This window comes from Bacillus sp. Brlt_9, from assembly GCF_051948935.1.
Classification (GTDB): domain Bacteria; phylum Bacillota; class Bacilli; order Bacillales; family Bacillaceae_G; genus Bacillus_A.
Genome location: NZ_JAYJLO010000002.1, coordinates 410756 through 427738, shown reverse-complemented (window position 1 = coordinate 427738; position 16983 = coordinate 410756). Strand labels below are relative to the sequence as shown.

Annotated in this window: 18 protein-coding genes and 1 other annotated feature; all 18 genes read right to left on the bottom strand. The window is 36.3% G+C overall.

The window, feature by feature from the left end:
* Positions 1-73: 73 nt before the first annotated feature.
* The 18 genes from VF726_RS08430 to mreB all read right to left on the bottom strand — a co-directional run bounded on the left by VF726_RS08430 (position 74) and on the right by mreB (position 16935).
* Complete coding sequence (locus VF726_RS08430) at positions 74-1990, bottom strand: ABC transporter permease (RefSeq protein ID WP_440167364.1); 1917 nt, start codon at positions 1988-1990, stop codon at positions 74-76.
* Positions 1991-2039: 49 nt separating this feature from the next.
* A complete protein-coding gene (locus VF726_RS08425; RefSeq protein WP_440167362.1) occupies positions 2040-3962 on the bottom strand; it encodes an FtsX-like permease family protein in 1923 nt (640 codons plus the stop codon).
* Positions 3937-4713, bottom strand: coding sequence for an ABC transporter ATP-binding protein (locus VF726_RS08420; RefSeq protein ID WP_000114530.1), 777 nt, complete (start codon positions 4711-4713; stop codon positions 3937-3939). The genes VF726_RS08425 and VF726_RS08420 overlap by 26 nt, the downstream gene beginning before the upstream one ends.
* 93 nt (positions 4714-4806) lie before the next feature.
* Positions 4807-5889, bottom strand: coding sequence for a HAMP domain-containing histidine kinase (locus VF726_RS08415; protein ID WP_440167360.1), 1083 nt, complete (start codon positions 5887-5889; stop codon positions 4807-4809).
* Positions 5879-6586: a response regulator transcription factor gene (locus VF726_RS08410; protein ID WP_440167358.1), complete on the bottom strand. Its 708-nt coding sequence runs from the start codon at positions 6584-6586 to the stop codon at positions 5879-5881. The genes VF726_RS08415 and VF726_RS08410 overlap by 11 nt, the downstream gene beginning before the upstream one ends.
* A gap of 139 nt (positions 6587-6725) precedes the next feature.
* Positions 6726-8012: a GTPase ObgE gene (obgE, locus tag VF726_RS08405; protein WP_048531424.1), complete on the bottom strand. Its 1287-nt coding sequence runs from the start codon at positions 8010-8012 to the stop codon at positions 6726-6728.
* The gene (locus VF726_RS08400) at positions 8012-8560 is read right to left on the bottom strand and encodes a sporulation initiation phosphotransferase B (protein ID WP_001003587.1); all 549 of its coding nucleotides are present in this window, start codon (positions 8558-8560) and stop codon (positions 8012-8014) included. The genes obgE and VF726_RS08400 overlap by 1 nt, the downstream gene beginning before the upstream one ends.
* A 63-nt stretch (positions 8561-8623) precedes the next feature.
* Complete coding sequence (rpmA, locus tag VF726_RS08395) at positions 8624-8914, bottom strand: 50S ribosomal protein L27 (RefSeq protein ID WP_000944957.1); 291 nt, start codon at positions 8912-8914, stop codon at positions 8624-8626.
* Positions 8915-8917: 3 nt separating this feature from the next.
* Complete coding sequence (locus VF726_RS08390) at positions 8918-9262, bottom strand: ribosomal-processing cysteine protease Prp (protein WP_001973720.1); 345 nt, start codon at positions 9260-9262, stop codon at positions 8918-8920.
* Between the two features lie 11 nt (positions 9263-9273).
* The gene (gene rplU, locus VF726_RS08385) at positions 9274-9582 is read right to left on the bottom strand and encodes a 50S ribosomal protein L21 (RefSeq protein ID WP_000270907.1); all 309 of its coding nucleotides are present in this window, start codon (positions 9580-9582) and stop codon (positions 9274-9276) included.
* Between the two features lie 14 nt (positions 9583-9596).
* Positions 9597-9674 (bottom strand) — a sequence feature (ribosomal protein L21 leader region).
* Between the two features lie 77 nt (positions 9675-9751).
* On the bottom strand, positions 9752-11140 hold the full coding sequence (locus VF726_RS08380; RefSeq protein ID WP_440167352.1) for an Rne/Rng family ribonuclease: 1389 nt from the start codon (positions 11138-11140) through the stop codon (positions 9752-9754).
* Positions 11141-11207: 67 nt separating this feature from the next.
* Positions 11208-12068: a stage IV sporulation intramembrane metalloprotease SpoIVFB gene (gene spoIVFB / locus VF726_RS08375; RefSeq protein ID WP_440167350.1), complete on the bottom strand. Its 861-nt coding sequence runs from the start codon at positions 12066-12068 to the stop codon at positions 11208-11210.
* Positions 12061-12807, bottom strand: a complete 747-nt coding sequence (spoIVFA, locus tag VF726_RS08370) for a stage IV sporulation protein SpoIVFA (protein WP_087957059.1) — start codon at positions 12805-12807, stop codon at positions 12061-12063. Before spoIVFA ends, spoIVFB begins: the two co-directional genes overlap by 8 nt.
* A gap of 133 nt (positions 12808-12940) precedes the next feature.
* Positions 12941-13738 carry a septum site-determining protein MinD gene (gene minD / locus VF726_RS08365; protein ID WP_000503310.1) on the bottom strand — a complete coding sequence of 266 codons (798 nt, stop codon included), beginning with the start codon at positions 13736-13738 and terminating at the stop codon, positions 12941-12943.
* A gap of 2 nt (positions 13739-13740) precedes the next feature.
* Complete coding sequence (gene minC, locus VF726_RS08360) at positions 13741-14427, bottom strand: septum site-determining protein MinC (RefSeq protein ID WP_087957061.1); 687 nt, start codon at positions 14425-14427, stop codon at positions 13741-13743.
* A 35-nt stretch (positions 14428-14462) separates the two neighbouring features.
* Complete coding sequence (gene mreD, locus VF726_RS08355; RefSeq protein ID WP_440167346.1) at positions 14463-15008, bottom strand: rod shape-determining protein MreD; 546 nt, start codon at positions 15006-15008, stop codon at positions 14463-14465.
* A gap of 14 nt (positions 15009-15022) precedes the next feature.
* Positions 15023-15874, bottom strand: coding sequence for a rod shape-determining protein MreC (mreC, locus tag VF726_RS08350; RefSeq protein WP_440167344.1), 852 nt, complete (start codon positions 15872-15874; stop codon positions 15023-15025).
* A 41-nt stretch (positions 15875-15915) separates the two neighbouring features.
* Positions 15916-16935 carry a cell shape-determining protein MreB gene (mreB, locus tag VF726_RS08345; protein ID WP_000466737.1) on the bottom strand — a complete coding sequence of 340 codons (1020 nt, stop codon included), beginning with the start codon at positions 16933-16935 and terminating at the stop codon, positions 15916-15918.
* Positions 16936-16983 lie beyond the last annotated feature (48 nt).

Below are 16983 nucleotides of genomic sequence, written 5' to 3'. Positions count from 1 at the left end.
TTCTTACTGTTATACCATACTTTTTTATATTCTTCTATGTAAATTTCGAATATTAAAAAAAGACTAGCATTCGCTAGTCTAAATGTTTCCTATATTCTCTTTGAGCAAAAAAGAAATACATGATGCATGCAGCGATATAAAATAGAATAAACAAGCCTACTTTTCGTAATGAACCATCCATAAACATCGTATTATGAAACGTATATAACGCAACTGCACTATGCATACTCCCTACTATAATTGGCGCAAAAAATAGCGTACATAATTGCCAGCGAGAAATCTTCCATACTTCTTCCTTCGTCATTCCAAGTTTAGAGAGTGCACCATACTGCTTTCGGTCCGATGCAATATTATGGAACCATTTAAAATATACGATGCTACATGATGTAAGGAAAAATAATATACTAATGAATGAGCCTAGAAATAGAGTAATATCACCGAACGATTTCATATTCACATATAACTCCATATTACTTCGAAATGCATGATCTTTATCTTGTTTCATATGTTTCCGTAAATCTTCATTTAATTCTTTCGTATTTTCGATATTTGGTAATGTATAGCCTCTATATATCATTTTTTCAGAATCAGGAACTTGATTTGCTATACTGTCAAAGTCTTTATCATTCATAACGAAGAACAGACCATTAATGTACGAAGGATGATAGTTAAATTGAATCCCTTCTTTCTGGCCGTTAAATACGAATTGATATGGTTGATTCATTACTTGCAATTGAATCTCTTTTTGATTATATACATTCGAATTATTGTATTTATTATAATAAACGAGTGTCACTGTACCTTTTTTAGGATAATACGTTTTCTGTTTTTGTTTCCTCGCTTCTTGGTTATATTCACTTCCTTTTATAAGCGGTACTATTGTTGTTTCTCCCTTATTGGACTGAAAAGATGCATACACTCCAACAAAACTCATATATTGAAAATCATCATACCCATATTGGTGCAATAATTGTTCAACCGTTCCTTCCGCAAAGACTTCATGAGAAGAAGTACCTTTTTCTATGTAAGAAAATGAGTGCACTCCTCCACCCCGCCACATATCTTGCATACCAGAAAAATATAAGAACACCGTACCTGTTGCCGTAACTACAAACGTCGTTGCCATTGACATTAAAAAGAAAAAACGACCATTTTCCTTCATTCGATGTGACAATTGATTCACTATAAATAAATACGGATATGTATACATAATCTTTTTATTTCGTTTTATCATTTCTAATATTTGAGCAGTACCATGTGTAAATGAAAAATACGTTCCGAAAAAGACAAGTATAGACACAGGCAAAAAGAAGTATAACGCTATCGTTAGCATCGTAGCTTGTAACGCTAACGCATATCCTATCCCTAAACAAATAAAGCCGAATATACAAAGCCACATTGATGTTTTCTTCTCTTTTTTATCTGTTCGAAATTCTTTCAATAACCGAATGATTTTTATGTTCCATATACGTAAAGCACTTATAAAAGATAACAGAATAAAAACAACCATATATGTAATAAACGTTACCCCAATCGCTTTCAAGTCAAATATGACAGGGAGTTCTTTCGGAAGCCCCAGCAACATACTAAACACCATAAAGAAGAGCTTTAGAAAGATCATGCCAAGCCCAATGCCAAAAATATTAGCAAATACCCCGATCAACATTTGCTCGGTCATAATTACGCCAATTACGTTAGATTTCGTTGCTCCCATTAACATATATAACCCTAATTCTTTCTTACGCGCTTCTATGAAAATAGAAGTAGAGTACAAAATAAATATGACGAAAAAAGAAATGATTATAACATTACATATAATAAGTCCCCAGCGTACGTTTTGATACCACATCGTCTCCTGCATATACGGATGTACAATGACAGACATGTATGCAAAAGACGCAAATATTGCAAAACAACTACTTAAGAAAAACACTTTATAATTACGCCAATTTCCTTTTATATTTTGCAGCGCTAGTTGCCGAATGTTCATCTATCGTCCCCCTATAACTTACTACATAGGTAAAAAGCTAGAGGTTTCTCTAGCTTTTCACGTGTTTCAAATATCCTCTTTGCGCGATTATAAAGTAAATCGCAGAAGCTATAACGTATGCTCCAATTACAATCGCACCTGATTTCCATAAATCGAGATAAAGCATTTTCCCTAACGTATGAAGAGCAAATCCACTATGAATGGCACCGATCAAAATTGGGATAAAGAAGATAACGCCCATTTGTCGAATTGCAATTTTACGAATTTCTTTATCTGTCATACCGATTCTCTTTAATGATTTAAATTGAATACGATCTTGTTCTTTATCGTTAAACCATTTAAAGTATGTCATACTACAAGCGAAGAAGAAGAACAGTACAGCTACAAAGAAACCGATAAACATCGTAATTGCTCCTGATTCCCTTATATTTTTATAATTGAGCACCGAGTTATTTAATTCCGCTTGCTTATCTGGTGCAATTTCCTTTTTCAAATCTAACACAAGGTCTTCTGTACTTTTCCAGTCTTCTATATAATAACCGTAATATTTCGTCTTTTCTTCATCTGGTACGAGTTTTGCGTATTTCTCAAAATCTTGATCATTCACAATGAGATATTCACTATCATTAAAAACAGAAAATGAAGTTGGCTTATTCAGTTGAACAGACTGCGTTTGTCCGTTAATTTTAATTTCATACGGTTTCGAAAGATCTATCTTCATCATATCGTTCGCCATATCCATTATGACCATCGTTGCACTACCTGGTGCATTATGAACTTCTCTAACTTGCTCTCTCTTTTGTTTACGTACTTCAGCGTTATATTCTTTTTCTGAAACAATCGCCATTGGCACTTCATGTTCACTGTTAAACATCGTGATTTTTTGAGTTCCAGGAAGTTTTACGTACGTTACTTCTCGCGCATCTTCAAACCCCTGTTTTTTTATTAATTCTTTTGTTTTTCCTTCTTTGATGACATTATGCGTATGAATGCCTTTTTCCTCATACGAAATAGCATGCGGGGTACTAGTTACTGCCTTATAACTCATATCCTCAAAAAATACGTACAGTGTACCAACTGCTGAAGATACAACGGCCGTAATGATAGAAATTACAAATAGAAAACGAGCATTATCTTTCATTTTATAAATCAGATTGCTAAGTACGAACATATTTGGATATGTATAAAAAGATTTTTTTCGTTTTTGTAACGCCTTTAATACAACTGTACTACCTTGTGTAAACAGTAAATAAGTTCCGCCTATCGTCAACCCTACAATCGGTAAAAACAGAATGATAAAATTCATAAATGTTACTTGGAAGCTAAGTACATATGCAACAATAATACATCCTATACCAACTACACATAACCATGTAAATGCAAAAGGTTCTACTTTTTGTTTTCTTGCTTCTCTTAATAAATCAATAATTTGCAAGCGTCCTACTGTCCAAACGCTAAACAATGATAAGATTAAAAATAGAATAAAGTATACACCCGCTGTAATCAAAACTGCTTTACTATTCCATACGAGTGGAAGTGTTTTATCTATTTTCAATATTACACTTAATGCTTGGAAAAATAATTTTGAACAAAGCATACCAAGCCCAATACCTACTACAATGGCAATGCTACCTAACATAAGCTGCTCTAATATAATCATCCGGCCAAGTTGAGATTTTGTTCCACCTATTAACGTTAATAGACCAAATTCTTTTTTCCTTGCTCGTAAAAATGTTGAATTTGCATATAAAATAAAGAGTGCTGAGAAAATGACTACAATATAATTCATCGATTCTAACCCTTTTGAAATCATATCCCTCATACTAATATTACCGCTTACGACATCTGGATGATAAATAAAGGAAGCATACATGAAAAATACGACTATCGATAAACAACTACTTATAAGAAACGCTTTATAATTACGCCAATTTCCTTTTACATTACTAAGCGCGAGCTGGCGAAAGTTCATGATATTCTCCTCCTAGCATCGCAAGTACGTCCAGAATTTCTTGGAAAAAGGCTTGCTTCGTTCTTCCTTTATGTATTTCTGAGAAAATTTCTCCGTCGCGAATGAATAGAATACGTTCGCAATAACTCGCCGCTACTGGATCATGCGTAACCATTGCAATTGTCACTTTCTTTTGTTCATGCAAATCTTGCAACGCGCTCATTAATGATTTCGCTGACTTCGAATCTAAGTTTCCAGTCGGTTCATCTGCTAAAATTAACGTAGGCTCATGAATAATCGCTCTCGCAGCTGCTGCACGTTGTTGTTGTCCGCCTGATACTTCATATACTTTTTTATTTAAAATTTCTTCGATATTTAAAAACTTTGCAATCTCAAGCACTTTTGCATCGATTTCATTTACAGATTTCTTCGCCATGACAAGTGGTAAAATAATATTTTCTTTAATCGATAACGTATCAAGCAAGTTAAAATCTTGGAAGATAAATCCTAAATGTGTACGGCGAAACTCCGCTAATTTTGCAGCACGCATTTGATTAATTTCTTCCCCATTTACAAGCACATGACCTGAAGTTTGCTTATCAATTGTTGCTAATAAATTTAAAAGCGTTGTTTTCCCGCTTCCTGAAGGGCCCATAATCCCTACAAATTCGCCTTCTTCTATTTTAAAATTTATATCATTTAAAGCAGTCGTCGCTACTGAACCTTTTGATTGATACACCTTTGTTAATCCTTTTACTTCAAGAACACTCATTTCTAATCCCCCTATGCGTTTTCTTCTTACATTTACTATAAGAAAAATAAGAAAAAGAAACGAGTGATTTCCCTTACAAAACGTTTTGTTATCTTACAGTTTTGTCATTTTTCTCATTAATGTATGATATTCTTCATCTTTTGCAAATTGGAACGTGAATGTTGTCCCTTCCCCTTCAGCCGATTGCACATAAATACCGTGATGTAAATTATCACAAATTTCCTTCGTAATATATAAGCCCATTCCAGTCGCTTCTCTCGTTTTACGGCCATTTATTCCCGTAAAGAATGGATCAAATATACGCTTTACATCTTGCTTTGGAATACCAATTCCATTGTCCTTAATATGTAATAATACCTTTTGGTCTTTTTCTTCAATTTGAAATTGAATTTCCTTTTTCTCTGTCTCTGAAATTTTCGTATACTTAATTGCGTTTACAACAATTTGACTTATAGCAATACTGAGCCATTTTCTGTCAGATGCAACCATACAAGTATCTTCCTCAAACATTACTTTCGGGAATACAGACGATTGAATAAAGGATTTTCGATTTTCATTAATAATACCTCGAATGATATCTATCACATTTACTACTTCTACCTTATAATCTTTCGCAAACTGCCCTAACCTTGCCATATGTAACGCTAAATCTAAACCGTTTAATATACGATTATTTTCTTCACGAATACTTTCAACTGTTGCTCTTGCTTCACGATGTTCTTTACCAAACTTCTGTAATAATAATTCGATAACAGATACTGGTGTTTTCATTTGATGAATCCATTGATTCATAAATATCATTTGCTGCTGTTCTTTCGCATGTTGTTTATGAACTTCATTCATATATTGCTGTCTTAATAACGTAAATGATTCAACGACCATCTCTTGCTCTGACGTATAAGAAGTATCAATAAGTAATGAATCATGTAATGTATTTCCGCCAGTAACATACTTTTCGATCCTCTTTAAAAACACACTCCGTTTTCGGTAATCGTAAATGAGGTATACAGTAAACACAAGCATCCCTAATAAAAGTCCATATAACCACGTACTCCAATCAATGGATCGCTTTTCTAAAAGACTTTGCAGCTGCAAAACGAGCCCAAATAAACAAAGGCTAACGATATAGGAAAGAATTAAAGAAAAGCGGTCCATGAGGTAATTTTTAACCTTCATGCCCTTCTCCCCACTCTGTAAGAAGCGCATAACCATATCCACGTTTCGTTACAATCGCATTTTTAATGCCTAGCTCCTCTATTTTCTTCCTTACACGTTTTACATTTACAGTTAATGTATTATCATCAACAAAGGCTACTTCATCCCACAGGGCTTCTAACAATTCTTCGCGCGTTACATATTGATTTGCTTGTTTCATTAAACACTCTAATAAGTAAAATTCATTTTTGGTCAGCTCCGTTTGTTGCCCCTGCCACTCAACGATGTGTTGTGATGGGAATAACAACAGTCCATTTACACCTAAACAATCACTCTCCGCAACAGAGGCATACTCACCATACCCACGGCGAAGTGCACTTTTCACCTTTGCCATTACAATATCTAAATGAAATGGCTTCGTAATGTAATCATCACCGCCATTTTCAATCGCCATTACTTGATCCATTTCCCCTGTTCTTGCAGAAACAAAAATAATTGGCGCATTCGATACACTGCGGATTTGACGACACCAATAAAAACCATCAAAATACGGTAAATTAATATCAAGTAACACGAGATGTGGATTTACCTTTACGAACTCATCTTTTATATGTCGTAAATCACTTGCTCTAAATGACTGATAGCCATACCTTTCTAAATGCTCTTCTAATATCCCCGCGATTTTTTCATCGTCTTCTACAATTAATATTTTATACATGTTCACTTTCTCCCTATAAAAAATTCTTCTAAAACCACTCCTCTTTTTATTATAAATTGAAAATTTAATTAGTGGGGATTTTTTCCTGTTTAAATCAGACTTTTACGATATAAAAAAAGACTGCCATATTTCGGCAGTCTTAGTCGATAAATTCAAATTCATATTCAAGAATTTTTACAATATCTCCGTCTTTCGCACCACGTGCACGAAGAGCTTCATCAATACCCATTCCGCGCATTTGACGAGCGAAACGACGTATAGATTCATCACGTGAGAAGTCTGTCATCTTGAATGTTTTCTCGATATCGTAACCAGAGATAACAAACGTACCATCACTTTCACGTGTAATTTCAAATTTAACACCTTCAGTATCAAATTTGTACATTACACTTGTGTCAGACTCATCCGCAACTTGATGTATCGGGAATTCTGGTGTTGTTTCTATTAAGTTCGCTACTTCAAACAGTAAGTCACGAACACCTTGTTTCGTTACAGCTGAGATTGGGAAGATTTTTACTTCGTCTCCCACTTTCTCTTTAAATGCTTGTAAGTTTTCTTCTGCATCTGGCATATCCATTTTGTTTGCAACAACAACTTGTGGACGCTCCGTTAAGCGAAGATTGTATTCTTTTAATTCATTATTAATCGTTACGTAATCTTCAAATGGATCACGGCCTTCTAAACCAGACATATCAATAACATGCACGATTACACGTGTACGCTCGATATGACGTAAGAATTGATGTCCAAGTCCAACGCCAGCATGTGCGCCTTCAATTAGTCCAGGAAGGTCAGCCATAACGAAGCTGCGGTTATCACCAGTTTCAACAACACCAAGATTTGGAACGATTGTTGTGAAGTGATACTCTGCAATTTTCGGACGTGCTGATGATACGACAGATAATAATGTAGATTTACCTACACTTGGGAATCCGACAAGTCCAACGTCTGCTAGTACTTTAAGTTCTAGAATGACATCACGCTCTTGACCTGGTTCCCCGTTCTCAGCGATTTCTGGCGCTGGGTTCGTAGCTGTTGCGAAACGTGAGTTACCACGGCCACCGCGGCCACCTTTTGCAATTACAGCAGTTTGCCCATGCGTTACTAAATCGGCAAGAATTTGACCAGTTTTTTCATCTTTTACTACTGTTCCTGGTGGAACCTTTACAAGTAAATCTTCAGATTTACGTCCGTGCTGACCTTTACTCATTCCGTGCTGACCACGATCAGCTTTGAAATGACGTTGGTAGCGGAAGTCCATTAATGTACGTAAGCCTTCCTCAACAACGAAAACAACATCTGCACCTTTACCACCGTCGCCACCTGCTGGGCCACCTTTTGGAACATACTTCTCACGACGATACGCAACCATTCCGTTACCACCGTCGCCGCCTTTTACATATATCTTGACCTGATCTACAAACATTATTTCACCACACTTTTTTCAATTGGTTGTAATATAACTGAGACCTCTTCGTCTCTTACTGTATAAGAAATGGAATACCATTTATTGTTTTGGGTCGCAAGCCAATTCTGTAGTTCTTCTACACTCGTTAGCTTACCACGAAAATCAAAAAAGAAACGAGCATTCTCCGCGTCACATTCAATTGTGATACAAACATAATTTTCAACATATACGTCTAAACTATGCTGAAGCATTGAGAAAAATTGATTCGTCCATGTACATACAGTCTCATCTAAGTGAGATAAGTTATGTAATTTCCCTAATACTTCGTACTCCAATAAGCACGGCTGCTGTTTCCAATTATATGTTAAAATCCACTCTGAAAATAAAGGCATTGATAGCCCCATCAGATTGGATTCTTGTCTCGCTTCTTGGACAAAACGATCGATGAGACTATGAATTTCTTCCACTTTTCCAAGGGAAAGGTTTCCTTTCACCATCTGCATACGATTGAGCCAATCATGCCTTGAATGGCGCAATGCATCTATAATTGTCCATTTTTCATTCATTTAGATACCCCTTAATATAGAAAAACTCTAACCTGCACTCAGGTTAGAGTTTTCCGTGAGTTCTTATGCTTCTTGAGCAACAGGATATACGCTCACTTGTTTGCGGTCACGGCCAAGACGCTCAAAGCGTACTACGCCGTCAACTTTCGCGTATAAAGTGTCATCGCCACCACGACCAACGTTAACACCTGGATAAATTTTTGTACCGCGTTGACGGTAAAGAATTGAACCACCTGAAACCGTTTGACCATCTGCGCGTTTAGCACCAAGACGTTTTGACTGAGAGTCACGACCGTTCTTTGTACTACCTACACCTTTCTTAGATGCGAAAAACTGAAGATCTAATCTTAACATACGTTACACCTCCTGCACTTTTTCTATTAAACGGATATACTTTCCGTAATCAAGTTCGATCGTCTTAAGCGAAACAACCAATCCTTCTAAAAGCGTTTGTGCTTTTTCTGCTGCATGAACGTCTAAATCATTAGGCAATTCATACGTTAAGAATCCGCCATCGCTTCCGAGTTCAATAGTTGCCTGCACATTACAAAGTTCTTCCACTGCATTTATAGAACCAAACACAACCGCTGTAGTTCCAGCACAGACAAGATCTTGTCCATGTGGCGCATAATCGGCATGTCCAGTCATTTTAAATGATTGGATACTTCCTAATTTCGTGCGACTTATCGTAATTTTAATCATGTTAACCTGGATTAAGCGTTGATAGCTTCAACAACTAGCTTAGTGTAAGGTTGACGATGACCTTGTTTCTTACGATTGTTCTTTTTCGCTTTGTATTTGAAAACGATGATTTTCTTAGCGCGACCTTGTTTTTCAACTTTCGCAGTAACTGTTGCACCTTCTACAACTGGGCTACCAACTTTAACGTTTTCGCCACCAACGAAAAGAACTTTGTCAAAAGTAACAGTTTCACCAGCTTCAACATCTAATTTTTCAATGTAGATTGCTTGACCAGCTTCAACTTTAATTTGTTTTCCACCTGTTTCGATAATTGCGTACATACTTGCACCTCCTCTTAATTACTAAGACTCGCCAAAAACGAGGTAGACATAAATGCCTTTAGGGAACCTGTCTTGTGCGGTTGTAGCATATAGCCGTTTAGGTGCTATAAACTATAACATAAAGATGTTATCATGAATCATAGACGGTTGTCAATGAAAGTTCTACTAACTATTTTTTCCGTTCTACAATTTCTTTTTTACTTCCAAAACGGATAATGGCGTACTTTTCGATCATATCATCTTTGAAATAAATTTCAAATGGAATATTTTTTTGTAATTCTTTTTGCAAAAATTGCTTTTGTAATTCTTTAGGTGCAGCAATTAATACTGCTTCGTCTTCTATATTTCCATATGTGATTAGCTCTCTCTCTAACTCATACGCAATTGTTTCATATGACATCACATACCCCGTCGCTTTGCACGGTACACACTCTTCTAGTAATACGTCGCGTAAAGAATGTTTTTTACGTTTACGTGTCATCTCCAAAATCCCTAACTCTGTAAACCCAAGTACTCTCGTATATGTGCGATCACTTTGCATAGCAGCGATGAGACATTCTCTTACCTTTTCTTTATCTTCTCTTCTTTTCATATTAATGAAATCAATTAATATCATACCGCCAATATCACGCAATCTTAATTGACGCGCTATCTCTTCAGCAGCCAATTCATTTGTACGAAGAACTGTATCTTGTAAATTCTGTTTTCCAGTAAACTTGCCCGTATTCACGTCAATTACAGTCATCGTCTCCATTTGTTCCACAATTAAATACGCACCGTTCGGGAGCCACACAATTTTTTGAAGTGCTTTCTCGATTTCACGCTCTATTCCAAAATGGCTAAACATTGAAGATTTTTCATTATAAAAAGATACTTTTTCTTTTCCGACTTTTTCTTCTAATTCTTTTACTATACTTCTTGTATCTACAACTATTTTTTCAATCGTTTCAATTGGATTCTCTTGAAATACACGATCTAAAAAGGTGGCCGGTCGATGAAGTAGTAACGGTGCCTTTCCTTGGCCCTCTTTTCTTTTTAACTCTTCATATAGCTGCTGTAATCTTTGCATTTCAGCTTGTATTTCTTCAATTTCTCCTTTTTCAGAAGCAGAACGGAAAATGTACCCACCTGTCCCTTCTACTTCAATTTGGAGTAGTTGCTGCCTTCTTTTATTATTTTTTATTTTCCGAGAAACGGCACGCATTTCATCATATGGCATATAAACGACATATTTCCCGGTAAATTCTATGTTCGCTGTCAATTTCGGCCCTTTCGTATCAATTGCCTCTTTCACAACTTGTACGAGTACTGCCTGCCCTTCATGTATACGATAAGAAGACGGCACATCATCGTATGAAAGATACGCATGTTTTTCTAAACCGATGTTTACAAATGCTGCGTTCATTCCAGCAATCGTTCTTACGATACGTCCAACATAAATATGCCCAACAATCTCTTGTTGTTCATTTCGCTTCCATAAAAACTCAACCATTTTTTTCTTCTCTTCAATCGCAACGCGTTTTTCCGATCCAGCGTAGTTTATATATAACGTTTTCAAAATTCTTTCCTCACTTTATAATCTTCTTTGCTTTTACAATAATAAAAGGTTAGTGCTATCGTCAACACTAACCGATTAATTCTTCGACAGATGAAGTTGTTCGTTTTTCAGTAAAATACGCATAGAGCAATTCATTTTCATCCAATGTGTAATGTTCTTTATATTTTCCATGAACGATAATAGAGTGCTTATACCCTCTACGAAATTTTGTGAAGATCTTATATAAATGATCTTCTGATTGCACTTCAATGGGTGCAATCTTTTCAATTCCTCTTTTGTTCCCATAGTATCGTTCTAACAAAAAACGCATAAAGGCGTACCGTCTTTGTTTCCATTCTTGATATAACGATATCGCTAAAAATATGAGAAGTACCCACATCATAATATTGTTACTATTCCAAAGTAACTGCCACACTAATATTACACTAAAAAAAACACATGATAATTTCATCATCTTTTCATGTGCTTGTAAATAAGGAAAACGATATGATAATACGTTAAACAATACTTTCCCGCCATCAAGCGGCCAAATAGGAAGTAAATTAAATGCTAAAATAATTATATTATTCCACATAAAGAAATAATATAATTCCGCACTTAGCCAACCCGTTGCAAACAATATATAACCTACCGCCATCATCCAAATATGTTGAATAGGTCCTGCAATTACGACAACAAGCTCCTCTTTCAATGACTTATTGCCATGTTCCTCAAGCTCAGCTACACCACCAAACGGTAAAAGTTGAATCCTTTTAATCCTCCAATTATAATGTGCCGCTGCGAAAGCATGCCCAAGTTCATGGATAAGAACGATACAAAATAAAAGCAGCAACTCTTTAAAACGTGCCGTAAAAATACCAATGACTATAATAACCCAAAACAACGGATGCACTGAAATTTTCGTTAAAACATCTCTATATTTAATCAAACGAAATCACCTGAATCGGGTCGATAAATTTTTCATTCTTTTTTATTGCAAAATAAAACTTACCATTTTTATTATTTGCGTCATTATTCACTGTTCCAATTTTTTGTTTCTTTGAAACGTAATCATATAATTTCACTGACATGTCATTTAAATTCGCATACCATGACTCCGTACCATCTGCATGCTGAATTTGAACTGTATTACCGAGTTCCTCTTTCTTGCCTGCAAAAACAACAAGCCCTTCATTCACTGACTCAACAGTTGCATTTGTAGCTGTTTGGACAAATACACCTTGGCCATTTTTTTGAAACCCTTGCATTACCTTTCCTGAAGCAGGAATTGCATAATCTTTTTGCTGAATCGTTCCTTCTTTTTTCTCATTAGGCGAATAAAATACGAGCGGTTTTCCAAACTGCTTTTCGTACCATTTCGCTACAGTAGCAAACTGAAATTCTTCTTTCATCACTTTTTCTGTAACTGCTTTCGCACCGTCGAAAGAAGAGGGGGCATTCTTATATAAAATAGCGACAGAAAGAACTAATATTGCTGATAATAAAACTTTGAAGAGAAACACTTCTTTTCGAAATAAAGGATGAATTTCCTTTTCTCCATCTTCAATAAATACTGTTTCACTGTCAAAATTCCCTCCAGCAAAATATTGCTCTTCCTCCATCCTCTCTTGCTCTGCCTTCCTCTTCGCAATCCGTTTTTTAATTTCTTCTACACGTCTATTCTTCATACTGTCTCCTTTCTTTCATTAAGCTAATTTACAGAGAAACAGTTGTATACAGTTTGTACATATGTATGAGCTAGGCAAGGAAGATATTCGTGTGAAGAAAAAAGAAAGCACTCCGCAAATATGCGAAGTGCTTTTAACGGATTCCAAAGAAGTTTTTCATCTTTGTAAATACCGATACCTTTTCTTGTTCAAATGCTTGTAGCGGGACATTTTCACCCAACAAACGTCTTGCAATATTACGATAAGCTAACGCTGCTTTTCCGCTCGGTTGCAACGCTACAGGTTCACCTGTGTTTGTAGCACGGATAACTTCGTCATCATCTTCGACAACACCAAGAAGCTCGATTGACAATGTACGTACGATTTCATCAACATCTAACATATCCTGTTCATGAAGCATATGACTACGCACACGATTAATAACAAGTTTCGGTGGTTCAATATCCTCTTTTTCTAAAAGCCCGATAATACGATCCGCATCGCGCATTGAGGATACTTCTGGCGTCGTAACAACGATTGCTTTATCCGCACCAGCTACCGCGTTTTTAAATCCCTGCTCAATCCCCGCAGGACAATCAATTAATATGTAATCATAATCTTGACGTAATACTTGTATTAATTCATCCATTTGTTCAGGTGTTACCGCTGATTTATCACTCGTTTGTGCTGCAGGTAATAAATAAAGATCATCAAAACGTTTATCTTTAATAAGAGCCTGAGGTAAACGGCAACGCCCTTCAACGACATCAACAAGATCAAATACAATACGATTTTCCAGCCCCATTACTACGTCTAAGTTTCTAAGACCGATATCTGTGTCAATTAAGCACACTTTCTTTCCAGATAACGCTAGGGCTGTACCAATGTTCGCAGACGTTGTAGTTTTACCTACACCGCCTTTTCCAGATGTAATTACTATTGCCTCTCCCACAGCTATACAATTCCCCTTTCTAACTTTGTTAAATTAGGTCTAAGATGAGTGAGAAGTTGCAGTCGATCGACAACAATGTGATTGTTCTCATTAATATACGCACATTCTGCCGCCTCCGCTCCGTCTTCTTTCTCTTCCGGAGCCCGCATTGCCACATCACTAATTCGAAGTTGCATTGGGTTCATAATAGATGCAGCGATTACAGCATCCGAATCCCCATCGTACCCAGCATGCGCAATTCCTCTTAATGATCCTACGACAAAAATATTCCCCCCAGCGATAACCGTTCCGCCTGGATTAACATCACCAATTAACAATAAATTTCCTTTTACATGTAAAACTTGTCCAGAGCGAACAATTTTGGAAATAGGGACAATTTCTGTTTCTTCTTTCCAAGCTATTGCTTCTGCTTTCGTTATAACATCACTTTCAATTGAATCCACAACAAGATTCTTTTTATTACGAATTAACGTACGAATCTCTTCTTGTTGGACTTCTGTTAAATAACGATTTCCCACTTTCACATGCACTTCAATTAAAGAGCGCCCATCACCATCATAGTAATGTGTAGAAAGCTTTTCATCCAATTCCTTCAACAATTCAGAGAATGAACAACAATCATCTAAATGAAGCGTTATTCCGTCTTTTGTCCCTTTTATTGTTACATTTTGTTGCTTTTTTTCCTCCACTAAAGTTCACCCCACCGATTCAATTCGACATAAAATTAGAAAATCCTTTTTTCTTTTTCTTCCATCGCTTTTGAAAGACGCACTAAATATCGTCTCAGTGGGAAACAAACTATCAATAAGAAAATTGCATTTAGCAATAAAGTAGACAGGAGACGATCTGTGAAAAAGACATACGCCGACATATGAGTACGTCCTAACAAAGTTAAAAATCCATACACATAATACTCTAATGCTACAATGCTAGCTAGTACGATAGAAGCAACAATAAATAAATTCAATTGTAGTACCTTCATCACACTATAAACTAAATAAGCTAAAATCGGATATGCAAAAATATATATACCGACAAGTTCTGTGTATACGGTATCAAATAAGAAACCAAATAATAGTCCGTAATAAATCCCTTGGACCGGACTATAGTACACAGTAACAAAACATAACACAATGATAAAGAAATGAGGTGCTGCTATACTGTCTTTCCAAAAAACTGCTGTTGGAACAATAGTAGCAAACATATTTTCAAATAAAAAAACAAAAAGGAGCAAAAGAGGAAGAGCTGCTCTTTTTAAAATCTTCATCATCTCTTCTCCCCCTCCTATTCTAATGGCGCTGAAGGCGTTTCACGTTTCGCAACCATAATATGCTCTACGTCATTCAAATCAGCGGCAGGTTTTACATAAGCTGTTTGTGTTAAGCCGTATGCATCCGGCTGAACATCAACGATTTTTCCAATTACAAGACCTTTCGGGAAAATATCACCAAGTCCAGATGTTACAACTAGTTGATCTTTTGCTACATGAGCATCAGAACCAATCTTTGTGAAAAGAAGTAAGTGTTTTTCTTTGTCGTAACCTTCAATCAATCCAAAGATTTTCTCATCACCTTGTACGATAGCAGAAACACGATTTGTTCGGCTCATAGAGCTTAGTAGCTCTACTGATGATGTGAACTGAGATACACTTTTCACTCGTCCAACTAAACCTTGTGAAGTCATAACAGCCATATCTTTTTTAATTCCTTGCTGTGCCCCTTTATCAATTCCAATTAAATCGTACCATTTATCTGGATTACGAGAAACAACAGTCGCTGGAATTTCAGTATAACCGCTATTTAACTTATCTTTACCCGTTAACTCTTGTAGTTTCTTTTTATCATCTTCTAATTGTTTTACTTTTCCTGATAGGTCTGCATAATTATCTAATTTTGCTTTTAATTCTTTATTCTCTTCATACGTGCGCTTTACATCCTCTACATTTTCGAAGAATCCAGCTACGTATTTCGCTGGCTTTTGGAATACACGTTCTACAACACCGACAGTGTCTTTAACAAACTGCTCTGGCCATGTTAAACTGTTCCGTTCTTTCAATGAGATTCCAATCAATGCCACGAGAAGAATGATACTAACTAACAAAACAATTAATCTTTTGTTTAAGAAAAACTGTGGCACGTTCACACCCTCTTAATTTCATTGATTTTTATTTTGCAATATTATCGAGCAGCAGTTTTGAAAAGATCGATATTGTCTAATGCTTTACCTGTTCCAATTGCTACGCAATCTAATGGATCTTCTGCAACAAGAACTGGCATATTTGTTTCTTCACTAATCACTTTATCTAAGTTACGTAGTAATGCTCCGCCGCCTGTTAATACGATACCACGGTCCATGATGTCTGCCGCTAATTCAGGTGGAGTTTTCTCTAACGTATTTTTAACAGATTCTACAATTGCATCTACTGTATCTTTTAATGCATCTGCAATTTCTTCTGGCTGAATTAGTACTGTTTTTGGTAAACCACTTACTAAATCACGACCACGAATTTCCATAGGCTCAATACCTTCTGGCTCGCCTGCAGAACCGATTTCTAATTTCAATGCTTCAGCTGTTCTTTCACCAATCATTAAGTTGTAGCTTTTCTTAATGTACTGAATGATTGAATCGTCCATATCATCACCAGCAACACGAACTGATTGACTTGTTACAATACCACCTAAAGAAATAATTGCAACTTCTGTTGTACCGCCACCGATATCAACAACCATGCTACCAGTTGGTTCCCAAACAGGTAAGTTTGCACCAATTGCTGCTGCAAATGGTTCTTCAATTGGATAAGCGTCACGAGCACCAGCTTGACGAGTCGCGTCAATTACTGCACGTCTTTCTACAGCTGTAATACCAGATGGTACACATACCATTACGTATGGTTTACGTGAGAAAAATCCATTTGATTTTTGAGCTTGTTGAATGTAATATTTCATCATTGTTGCTGTCGTTTCGTAGTCAGCAATTACACCGTCTTTCATCGGGCGAAGTGCCACAACGTTTCCTGGTGTACGACCAATCATTTGTTTTGCATCGCTACCTACAGCAACGATTTGTTTCGTATCAGTTTGTAACGCTACTACTGAAGGTTCACGTAAAACTACACCTTTTCCTTTTACATATACAAGCGTGTTCGCAGTTCCTAAATCTATTCCAAGATCGCGAGTAAATCCACCAAATCCAAACATATTATTTATCTTCCTTTCTTGTTTTCACGGACTCATTTTTTCTTACTT